The sequence below is a fragment of the Achromobacter sp. genome (genome assembly GCF_057314935.1).
This window is the reverse complement of record NZ_DBHKZA010000002.1, coordinates 26,023-36,916: the sequence shown is the minus strand read 5'-3', so window position 1 is coordinate 36,916 and position 10,894 is coordinate 26,023. Positions and strand designations below refer to the sequence as shown.

Sequence of the window (10,894 nt, the reverse complement as noted above, 5' to 3'; positions counted from 1 at the left end):
GTGCGCCTTGAAACTAGTGCGCCTTCAATAGTGCGATCATTGCTCTTTTGTACAAACGAGGCGTCAACTGCACAAGACCCGGCGGCCCGGCAACGCTATGTTGGGTGCAGTACGCGCCACGCGCGGATGATCCGTGAGTGAATCCATGACCCGTCCCTTTACCGGCCCGACGCCCGCCGACGCGCCTGCCAGCCTGGCGGCCTTGCATGCCCAGGCATTTCCGATGCTGTCGCCCGCGCAGGTCGCGCAGGTTGCGCCGTATGGCCAGACCATCGCCGTGCCCGCCGGCAGCGTGCTGGTCAATTGCGGCGACCGCGAGGCGGCGTTCCACATCGTGCTGGAGGGCTACGTCGAGGTGCTGGAACGCGAGGCCGACGGCGCCATGCACAGCCTGTTGCTGCACCGCGACGGTGAATTCACGGGCAGCCTGGATCTGTTCACCGACCGGCCCAATGCCGTCACCTTGCGGGCCGATTCCGCCAGCCGCCTGCTGCGGGTCGACCGGCAGGCACTGGCCAGGCTGCTTCTGGCTGACCGGCCGCTGGCCGAGATCGTGCTGCGCGCCTTCATGCTGCGGCGGATCGGCTACGTCCGGCAGCGTCCCTATGGCGGGGCGATCCTCCGGTCCGCGGCTGGCGTCGGGCAGGCCGATCCTGTGCTTGACCTGGTCGTCGTCGGCGGCGGCACGGCAGGTTTGGCGGCCGCGGCCTACGCGGCGTCCGAAGGCTTGCACACGCTGTTGGTGGGACGTCAGCGATGCCGTGCGGACATGCCCGGCGCGGACGCCTTGCCCGGCTTCCCGGGCACGGTCACGGGCCTGTGCGACGGCGGGCTGCTGCGCCGGGCCGAAGACCAGAGCCGGCGCTTCGGTTCGCATGTGCTGCCCGGCCGCGTCGCGAGCGGCTTCGACGGTAGCAGCTATCCGTACCGCGTCGGGTTGGACGACGGGCAGGTGGTGCAAGCCCGCAGTCTGATCGTGGCGACCGGCATTCGGCAGGACGGAGCCGCGGATCCGGCCGCGCAAGCCAATACGGCATGGCTGGACGGCTACCTGGATACGGACGACTGGGGCTATATCCATACCGGCCGGGCGGCCGCGGGGTCGATGCAGGCGCGGGCCTTTGAAAGCTCGCAGCCGGGCGTCTTTGCGGCCGGCGCGGTGCGCGCGGGTTCGGTCAAGCATGTGCTGGCCTGCATCGGCGAAGGCGCAGCGGCGGTGCGCGTGGTGCACCGTTTCCTGGACGCGTCGGCGCACTGACCCCCGGGCGTCGTCAGGGCGCCGGGCCGGGTTTCGCCTGGCGCATGTCCAGCGCCAGGAAGTGGTGCACCACGGGTTTGTCGGGTCCGATGTGAAAGCGCTGCGCTTCGCCCTGCAGGTCCGCGTCGGCCTGCGACACGCGTTGATGCTGGCGCAGGTGTTCCGCCCAGGACTCCACCAGGAACCATTCCTGCACCCGTTCCGGGTCGCCGGTGTGTTCGGCGATGCCCCAGGCGTAGGCCCCGTCGCGGCGGCGCTCTTCCGCCACGGCCTGCAAGGCCTGCAGGAAGGCCGGGCGGTCCTGCACGCGGATGCGGTATTCGATCTGCACCATGACCGGGCCGCGGTCATGTTCGACGGGCGCGTCCAGCAGGGGTTCGGGCCAGTGGTTGGAGGGATCCAGATTGGCCTCGCCTTGCGGCAGACGCATGCGGTGCAGCACCAGGCCGGCCACGAGCAATCCCGCGGCGCCGGCCAGCAAGGTCGCCGGAACGCCGATCTCCTGCGCCAGCAGACCCCAACCCAGGCTGCCGGCAGCCATGGCGCCGTTGAACACCATCAGATAGATGGCCAGGCCGCGGCCTCGGACCCAATTGGGCAGGATGGATTGCGCCACCCCGTTGAACGTGGTCAGGGCGACGATCCAGCCCACGCCCAACAGCAGCAGGAGCACGACCGCCGCCCATTGCGGCGGCGCGAAAGACAGGGCCGCCATGACGACGGCGGCGACGGCGGCCGCGGCCAGCACCAGCCCGTCGGTGTTCAGGCGCTGGCGCAGCATCGGCAATATCACCGCGCCCAGGATCGCGCCCACGCCGACGGCGCCCAGCAAGATGCCGTAGAAGCCGGCGCTGCCGCCCAGCATGCGCCGGGCCACCAGCGGCAGCAGCGCCCAGACGGAGCTGGCGAAGATGAAGAACACGGCCGCGCGCAGCAGCACCACGTGCAGGTCGCGGCTGGCGCGCGCAAAACGCACCCCGGCACGGAAGGCGCCGAAGAACTGTTCGGACAGGCCGTCGTCGACCCGCTTGGGGCGCTTCCACCAGAGCAGCGCGCCGATCACGAACACGTAGCTGAGCACGTCCGCGCCGTAGGCCGCCGCCGCGCCGAACGCCGCCAGCAGCAGGCCGCCGACCGCCGGGCCCAGGGCCCGCGCAATGTTGATGCCCAGCGAATTTAGGCCCACGGCGGTCTTCAGTTCGGCCTTGGGCACGAGTTCGGGCACGATGGCTTGCCAGGTCGGGCCCATCAACGCCGTGCCCACGCCGCCCAGAAAGGTCAGCGCGATCAGGGTTTCCACGGTCAGCGTATTGGTCTTGGCCATCATCAGCAGGGTGAAGCTGACGCAGGCCAGCAGTACCTGGATGATGATCAGGAAGCGGCGCCGGTCCAGGATGTCGGACAGCACGCCTGCGGGGATCGCCAGCAGGAAGACAGGCAGCGTGGCGGCCGTCTGCATCATCGCGACCGCGGCGGGGTTGGACGACAGGTCGGTGACGAGCCAGGCGCTGGCCACGTCGCGCATGAAGCTACCGATATTGCCCAGGATGGTGGCGCCCCACAGTACGGCAAACAGCGTGTGCTTGAGCGGGGCCATGCCGCCGACGGCGGCGGGAGGAGGGGTATTGCGGTCAACGCCGGCCATGCGTGCGCTCCGTCAGGTCATGCCAGGCGACCAGGACCCATGCCCCGGCCAGCCCGAAGTGCTCGAAGAAGGCGTTCATGGTCATGAAACGCGCGTCCGCGGGCGCCTCCCAGTACCGGTTGGCCATCAGCGCCGCGGCCGCGGTGAAGCCGGCCAGCGCCAGTGCGCCCAGCCAGCGCAACCGGCCGATCAGGACCAATGCGCTGGCACCCAGTTCCAGCAGAATAACGGCAGCGGCCGCGAGATTGGCGGGTTGCAGGCCGAAATGCGCCATTTCCGCCTGCGCGCCGTTGAAATCCATCAGTTTGACCAGGCCCCCCTGTAGGTACGCGCCGCAAAGCGCCAGCAGGGCAAGCCAGCGCACGGCCGGCGACGTGAATACCGGCGGCATCGTCATACCGCCCAGCATGCGCAGCCCAGCGCGCCCCAAAAGCCCTTCAGGTCCGAGACGGGCACCTTGCTGGCCCAGGCGCCTGCGTGCTGATGGCCATGGACATTGCAGCCGTTTGCGCAAGCGCAGGCGGCCGCTGCCTCGTGCAGCGTTGCCTGCAACGGCTTGCCTTCGCGATCGCCCCAGGCGCCGTAGCCGCCGAAAAGGCGCGTGGGCGACCAGTCCGGCATGGCGGGCGGCGGGGCCGCCTCGTCGTGCGCGGCGAATTCGCCAGCGCCCCAGACCACCTTGCCGCCCACCAGGGTCAGCAGGCTTGTGGTGTCGGCAATGTCCGATTCGGGGCAGGCGAAGAAGTCGCGGTCGGGCACGACCAGGTCGGCCAGCTGGCCTTCGGCGATGCGGCCCTTCTTGCCCTGTTCGTTCGAGAACCAGGTGACGTTCTCGGTCCACATGCGCAGCGCGGTGTCGCGGTCCAGGCAATTGCGCTGCGGCGTAATCCGCAGCCCGCCCACGGTCTTGCCCGTGATCAGCCAGGACAGCGATACCCAGGGGTTGTAGGACGCCACGCGGGTGGCGTCGGTGCCGGCAGACACGTTCACGCCGTGCTCCAGCATGCGCTTGACGGGCGGCGTGGCTTCCGCTGCGCCGGCGCCATAGCGTTCGACGAAGTATTCGCCCTGGTAGGCCATGCGGTGCTGCACGGCCACGCCGCCGCCCAGCGCGGCGATCCGGTCGATGGATCGGTCGGAGATGGTTTCGGCGTGGTCGAAGAACCAGTTCAGGCCGGCCAGCGGCACATCCTGGTTGACGCGTTCGAAGACATCCAGCGCGCGCGAAATGGTTTCGTCATAGGTCGCGTGCAGACGCCAGGGCCAGCGGTTCTGCGCCAGGATGCGCACCACTTCCTCAAGCTCGCCTTCCATCTCCGGGCCCAATTCGGGCCGCGGTTGGCGGAAGTCTTCGAAGTCGGCCGCCGAGAACACCAGCATTTCACCGGCGCCGTTGTGGCGGAAGTAGTCGGTGCCTTGCTTGTACTGCGAGGTGGCGGTCCAGTTCAGGAAGTCTTCCTTTTCCTGCTTGGGCTTTTGGGTGAACAGGTTGTAGGCCAGGCGGATCGTCAACTGGCCGGCGTCGGCCAGTTGCTGGATGACTTGATAGTCCTCGGGGTAGTTCTGGAAGCCGCCGCCGGCGTCGATGGCGCCGGTGACGCCCAGCCGGTTGAGCTCGCGCATGAAATGGCGCGTGGAATTGAGCTGGTATTCGAAGGGCAGCTTCGGTCCCTTGGCCAGCGTGGCGTACAGGATCGACGCATTGGGCTTGGCCAGCAGCAGCCCCGTGGGGTTGCCGGCCGCGTCGCGCACGATCTCGCCGCCCGGAGGCGCGGGCGTGGCCTTGTCATAGCCCACGGCGCGCAGCGCGGCGGCGTTCAGCAACGCGCGGTCGTACAGGTGAAGGATGAATACCGGCGTGTCGGGCGCTGCGGCGTTCAGCTCTTCGATGGTGGGCAGGCGCTTTTCGGCGAATTGGTGCTCGGTGAAGCCGCCCACCACCCGCACCCATTGCGGCGCGGGGGTGACGGCGACCTGCCGGCGCAGCATGGCCATGGCGTCGGCCAAGCTTGCCACGCCATCCCATCGCAGTTCCATGTTGTAGTTCAGGCCGCCGCGGATGATGTGCAGGTGGTTGTCGATCAGCCCGGGCAACGCGCTGCGGCCGTTCAGGCCGATGACCTTCGTGCCGGGTCCGGCCAACGGCAGGACGTCGGCCGCCGCGCCCACGCGCGTGTAGCGGCCGTCCTTCACGGCGACGGCGTCGGCGGTGGGGCGCGCCGGGTCCAGCGTAGTGAAGCGGCCTTGATGCAGGATCAGGTCGGGCGCGCCATCGCGCGCGGTGGTCGGAGTGTCAGCCATTGCGCTTGTCTCCACAGGCGTCTGGGGTTGATGAGGCGGGCGGCTTCGGGCAACTGGGCAACTGGCCGAACATGTGCGGTTTGACCTGCTGCTGGATCCATGACGTGCGGGTGGCCTCGTCGGCCATGAAGCGCTTGATCAGCGGGGGGATCTGTTCCCCCGCCAGGATGCCGAGCAGGCCTACCAGCGCGATGACCGGCGGGGCCGGCGAACGCACGTTGAACAGCGCGTAGATGACCCCGACCAGCAGGCCGAGTCCAAGCGATACCAGGTAGACCTTCATTGGCGCGCTCCGGTCAGCTTTCGTGGGCGTTGAACATGGACTTGGCGTAGATGATGCCCAGGCCGTAGGCGCCGCCGAATTTCTTGGCGATGCCTGTCGTCATCTCGTAGGTGTCCGTGCGCGCCCAGTCGCGCTGCATTTCCAGCAGGTATTGCAACGCGGTGATCGGCTGGCCGCCTGCTTGCACGATACGCTCGATGGCGCGGTTGTGGGCTTCCGCCGACACGTCGCCGCACGCGTCGGTAATGACGTAGACCTCGAAGCCCTGGTCCAGCGCCGACAAGGCCGGCCCGACGATGCAGACGCTGGTCCACAGGCCTGCGAGCACGATGCGTTTCTTGCCGATTTCGTTCACCTGCTTGATCACGGCCGCGTCTTCCCAGGTGTTCATGGACGTGCGGTCCAGCAGCTTCTGGCCGGGAAAAGGCGCGACCACTTCGTCGAACATCGGGCCGGAGAAGCTCTTTTCCGCGACGGTCGTCAGGATGGCGGACGCGCCGAAACCGGCGGCGGCATGCGCGACCAGGCCGGCATTGTTGCGCAGCGTGACCGCGTCGATGGAATGCGTGGCGAACGCCATCTGCGACTGGAGGTCGATCATGATGAGCGTGTGGTCCTTGGGCGACAGCAGTTTGGCGCCGGGGGTCGGGGTGGCGGTGACGGGCATGGAGGTCTCCTTGGATGCCTGCGGTGAATTCCCCTGCAATGTGCCACCCGGCCCATGGCGCGTATTGAACGATTGTCCGCCCGTTTGAAGATTGTGATCGCGCTGGGGGCCGCCGGGCGCTGGGCGCGCCCCGTCGCTTGCGGAACAATTTTGCAATGGGTTGTAAAAAATGCGCGGCGGAGGGCGGCGGTATCGGGCGCGAAGGCCGTCCGAAAAAGGGCGGCCCGCGCACCGGTCTGGTGCCAGACGCCGCTAAATGGGCATTTGGGGGGGCATGTGGGAGGCATTTCGGGGGCATTTCCGGCCACATTCCTTGGGCAGCCACCACGGCCGGAAGGCCGACACGCCGGGCGATTGTCGACAAGCCCCGATGCCCGGCAACTTGGCATGCAAGTTGCTTAATTATTTCAACGAGCTATTGCTACTATCAATCGTCGTGCCTGCCGGGCCAGGGGGCGGACGGCCCCGACGTTGCCAGCGTGACCCTTGGAGACCTTCATGAAGCATCTCATCAAGCACGTGACCCGCTACCGCTATGCCGCCCCGGTGAACTACAGCATCCAGACGCTGCGCCTGACGCCCCGGCGCGATGACCACCAGCATGCGCTGCGATGGCAGATCCAGACGCCCGGCGAGATCCAGCCGCAGGTGGACGCCTATGGCAACGTCATCCACACGCTGACGCTGCACCGCACCCACAGCGAAATCGAAATCCACGCCGTGGGGCAGGTGGACATCCATCCGCTGGCCCAGGGCCATGTGGGCGACGAAGACGAACGCCTGCCGGTCTACATCTACGGCGTGCCCACCGCGTTGACCCAGTGCGACGACACCATCCGGGACTTCTGCCGCCGCGTGGCGCCCCGCGGCATGCATACGCCCGAGGACGTGCTGAACCTTAGCGCCGCCATCCGCGAGCGGGTCGCGTACACGCCGGGGCTGAACGACGCGCCGATGACGGCGGCGCAGGTGCTGGCAGCGGGGCGCGGCGGCAGCCAGGACCACACCCATCTTCTGCTGGCCTGCGTGCGCGCCTTCGGCACGCCGGCCCGCTATGTCAGCGGCTATTGGCACGTGGCGGGCGACGAGGCCGCCAACCATGGCTGGGCGGACGTCTGGCTGGCCCGGCACGGCTGGGTCAGCGTGGATGTCAGCCACGCCTGCTTCGCCTCGGACGGCCATTGCCGCCTGGCGGTGGCGCGCGATTATGAATCGGCTTCGCCCGTGCGCTGGCTGCATGGCGCCGCCGCCGCGCTGTCGATGGATGTATCGGTGCAGGTGCAGACCAGCCACTGAAACACGCGCGTGTTTCCCTTGCAGTGCTTTGGCTGCCTTTGCGGCAGCCCCAAGTCGACCCGGAGAAGGCAGTGACGATCCACGTAGCACTCAAGCACGTTACGCAATACAAATATGACCGTCTCGTCGGGCTCTCGGCGCAAGTGCTGCGCCTGCGGCCCGCGCCCCACAGCCGGACCCCCATCCTGTCGTATTCGCTGACCATCGAGCCGGCCGAGCACTTCATCAACTGGCAGCAGGATCCCTTTGCTAACTACCTGGCGCGCTTGAACTTTCCTGGCAAGACCCGGGAATTCAAGATCACCGTGGACCTGGTCGCCGAAATGGCGGTCTACAACCCGTTCGACTTCTTCCTGGAACCGGACGCCGAAACCTTTCCCTTCGCCTACGACGACGGCTTGGCCCGCGAACTGGCGCCGTACCTCGCGTGCGGCCAGGCTACGCCGCGCTTTGCCGAGTTCCTGTCGCGCGTGGACGTGCGGCCGCAGCGCACCGTGGATTTCCTGGTGGGCTTGAACCAGCAGATCCATCAGGAAATCAATTACTTGATCCGCATGGAACCGGGGGTGCAGACGCCCGAAGAGACGCTGGCGCGCAATGCCGGGTCGTGCCGCGATTCGGGCTGGCTGCTGGTGCAGGCGCTGCGTCATCTGGGGCTGGCGGCCCGCTTCGTGTCGGGCTACCTGATACAGCTGAAGCCGGACGTGCGCGCGCTGGACGGCCCCAGCGGGGCGCAATCCGACTTTACCGACCTGCATGCCTGGTGCGAGGTCTATCTGCCGGGGGCGGGCTGGATCGGGCTGGACCCGACCTCGGGCCTGCTGGCGGGCGAAGGCCACATCCCGCTGGCGGCGACACCCGAGCCGGGCAGCGCCGCGCCGGTGACGGGCGCGGTGGACGAGGCCGAGGTCGAATTCACGCACACGATGGAAGTCACGCGGGTGTTCGAATCGCCGCGCGTGACCAAGCCCTACACCGACGCGCAATGGCACGCCATCCGCGACCTGGGCGACAAGATCGACGATCACCTGGACCACATGGACGTGCGCCTGACGATGGGCGGCGAACCTACCTTCGTGTCCGTGTCGGACCGCGAGGGCGCCGAATGGAACACCGCCGCCCTGGGGCCCACCAAGCGCGGCTACGCGCTGGAGTTGCTGAACCGGTTGCGCACCCGCTATGGCGGCAACGGCTTCCTGCATTTCGGCCAGGGCAAGTGGTATCCGGGCGAGCAGCTGCCGCGCTGGGCGCTGTCGATCTATTGGCGCACGGACGGGCAGGCTTGCTGGGAAAATCCGGCGCTGTTCGCCGACGAGCGCCAGCGCAGCGCGTACACGGAGGCAGATGCCCGGCGGTTCATGGCGCGGCTGTGCGAGCGGCTGGGCCTAAGCGGGCAGACCGTCGTGCCCGGTTACGAGGACGTGTTCTATTACCTGTGGCGCGAACGCCGCCTGCCCGCGAACGTGGATCCGTTCGATTCGAGGCTGGAAGACGAGATGGAGCGCGCACGCTTGCGCCGCGTGTTCGAGCAGAAGCTGGACAGCGTGGTGGGATACGCCTTGCCGATCCAGGCGGGCGAGGACGGCGCCTGGGTGTCCGGCCCCTGGTTCCTGCGGGACGAACGCATGTACCTGTTTCCGGGCGATTCCCCGATGGGGTACCGCCTGCCGCTGGATTCGCTGCCCTGGGTGGACGAGGCCGACGCGCCCGTGGTGGTCGAACGCGACCCGTTCGATGCGCGGCGGTCGCTGCCCGGGCCCGCCCAGCTGCTGACGCAGAACGTGCGCGCGACGGCGCGCCAGGAACCGGGCGCGCCGCGCAATGGCGAAGCGCCCATCGCCAATGGCGCGGGGCGCGGCGGACCGGGCGCGGGGTTGCCCGAAGCGCGTCAGCCCGGCAAGTTCGAATCTGCGGGCTGGCTCACGCGCACCGCCATGTGCGTGGAGGTGCGCAACGGCGTCCTGTACGTGTTCATGCCGCCGTTGCCGCGCCTGGAAGACTACCTGGCGCTGGTCGCCCAGGTCGAGGCGACGGCGCGCGACCTGAACATCAGGATCGTGATGGAAGGCTACCCGCCGCCGCGCGATCCACGATTGAAGGTGCTGCAGGTGACGCCCGACCCTGGCGTCATCGAGGTCAACATCCATCCGGCCAGCAACTGGGCCGAACTGGTCGACCACACCGAATTCCTCTACGAGGCGGCATTCGAGACCCGGCTGTCCACCGAGAAGTTCATGGCCGACGGCCGCCATACCGGCACCGGCGGCGGCAATCACTTCGTGCTGGGCGGCGCCACGCCGGCGGACAGCCCGTTCCTGCGCCGCCCCGATGTGCTGGCGAGCCTGTTGGCGTATTGGGTGAATCACCCCTCGCTGTCCTACCTGTTTTCGGGGCTGTTCATCGGGCCGACCAGCCAGGCGCCGCGCATCGACGAGGCCCGCAACGACCAGGTGTACGAACTGGAGCTGGCGTTCCAGGAAATTCATCGGCGGTGCGCCCAGCAGGGCGCTGCGGTGCCGCCCTGGATGATCGACCGGGCATTGCGCAACATTCTGGTGGACGTGACCGGCAATACCCACCGGTCGGAATTCTGCATCGACAAGCTCTATTCGCCCGACAGTCCCACGGGGCGGCTGGGCCTGCTGGAGCTGCGCGCCTTTGAGATGCCGCCGCATGCGCGCATGAGCCTGGCGCAGCAACTGTTGCTGCGCGGCCTGATCGCGCACTTCTGGAAGACGCCCTATACGGCGCGCCTGACGCGCTGGGGCACCGAATTGCATGACCGCTTCCTGTTGCCGACCTTCGTGAAGATGGATTTCGAGGACGTGCTGGCGGACCTGAACGAGGCGGGCTACGGCTTCGACCCGGCCTGGTTCGACCCGCATTTCGAATTCCGCTTTCCGCTGTTCGGCGAGGTGGCGGCGCGCGGCATCCACCTGGAATTGCGCGGCGCGCTGGAACCCTGGCACGTCATGGGCGAAGAAGGGTCCTCCGCCGGGACGGTGCGCTACGTGGATTCGTCGCTGGAAAGGGTGGAAATCCGGGTGTCGGGCTTGAACGACAACCGCTATGTCGTGACGGTGAACGGCCGCGCGCTGCCCGTGCAGCCCACCGGCCGGGTGGGAGAGTACGTGGCGGGCGTCCGTTACAAGGCGTGGGCGCCGCCGTCGGCGCTGCATCCCACGATCCCCGTGCACGTGCCGCTGACGGTGGACATCGTCGACACCTGGAACCAGCGTTCACTGGGCGGCTGCAAATACCATGTGGCGCATCCGGGCGGGCTGAATCCGGAGTCGTTCCCGGTCAACTCCTACGAGGCCGAAAGCAGGCGCTTGGCGCGCTTCGAGAAGACCGGGCATACGCCGGGGCGCATGGACGTCGCGCCCGCCGTCGTCAGCCGGGAATTTCCGTTCTCGTTGGATTTGAGGCACGATTGAGCCCTAC

At 67.8% G+C, this 10,894-nt stretch carries 8 protein-coding genes; 3 read left to right on the top strand and 5 right to left on the bottom strand.

Annotated features, from left to right (window positions below; genetic code table 11):
- Positions 1–145 precede the first annotated feature (145 nt).
- Positions 146–1,258 (top strand): cyclic nucleotide-binding domain-containing protein, encoded by a 1,113-nt coding sequence (locus tag ACO6D5_RS00915; RefSeq protein ID WP_485824366.1) that lies wholly within the window; start codon positions 146–148, stop codon positions 1,256–1,258.
- Positions 1,259–1,271: 13 nt separating this feature from the next.
- Here ACO6D5_RS00915 and ACO6D5_RS00910 read toward each other — a convergent pair whose 3' ends face one another.
- Genes ACO6D5_RS00910 through ACO6D5_RS00890 form a run of 5 tightly spaced genes read right to left on the bottom strand, consistent with a single transcriptional unit; the run spans position 1,272 to position 6,154 of the window.
- Positions 1,272–2,903 (bottom strand): MFS transporter, encoded by a 1,632-nt coding sequence (locus ACO6D5_RS00910; protein ID WP_315847302.1) that lies wholly within the window; start codon positions 2,901–2,903, stop codon positions 1,272–1,274.
- Positions 2,890–3,312, bottom strand: coding sequence for a DoxX family membrane protein (locus ACO6D5_RS00905; protein WP_315847303.1), 423 nt, complete (start codon positions 3,310–3,312; stop codon positions 2,890–2,892). Before ACO6D5_RS00905 ends, ACO6D5_RS00910 begins: the two co-directional genes overlap by 14 nt.
- Positions 3,297–5,204 (bottom strand): amidohydrolase, encoded by a 1,908-nt coding sequence (locus ACO6D5_RS00900; protein ID WP_485824365.1) that lies wholly within the window; start codon positions 5,202–5,204, stop codon positions 3,297–3,299. The genes ACO6D5_RS00905 and ACO6D5_RS00900 overlap by 16 nt, the downstream gene beginning before the upstream one ends.
- Positions 5,197–5,487 (bottom strand): DUF1427 family protein, encoded by a 291-nt coding sequence (locus tag ACO6D5_RS00895; RefSeq protein ID WP_315847305.1) that lies wholly within the window; start codon positions 5,485–5,487, stop codon positions 5,197–5,199. The genes ACO6D5_RS00900 and ACO6D5_RS00895 overlap by 8 nt, the downstream gene beginning before the upstream one ends.
- Positions 5,488–5,500: 13 nt before the next feature.
- A complete protein-coding gene (locus tag ACO6D5_RS00890) occupies positions 5,501–6,154 on the bottom strand; it encodes a hydrolase (RefSeq protein WP_485824364.1) in 654 nt (217 codons plus the stop codon).
- 498 nt (positions 6,155–6,652) lie between these two features.
- On the opposite strand from ACO6D5_RS00890, the gene ACO6D5_RS00885 reads away from it, so the two are divergent.
- Both ACO6D5_RS00885 and ACO6D5_RS00880 read left to right on the top strand, forming a co-directional pair.
- A complete protein-coding gene (locus tag ACO6D5_RS00885; protein ID WP_485824363.1) occupies positions 6,653–7,450 on the top strand; it encodes a transglutaminase family protein in 798 nt (265 codons plus the stop codon).
- Positions 7,451–7,521: 71 nt separating this feature from the next.
- Positions 7,522–10,887, top strand: a complete 3,366-nt coding sequence (locus ACO6D5_RS00880) for a transglutaminase family protein (protein ID WP_485824362.1) — start codon at positions 7,522–7,524, stop codon at positions 10,885–10,887.
- The last annotated feature ends 7 nt before the right edge of the window (positions 10,888–10,894 follow it).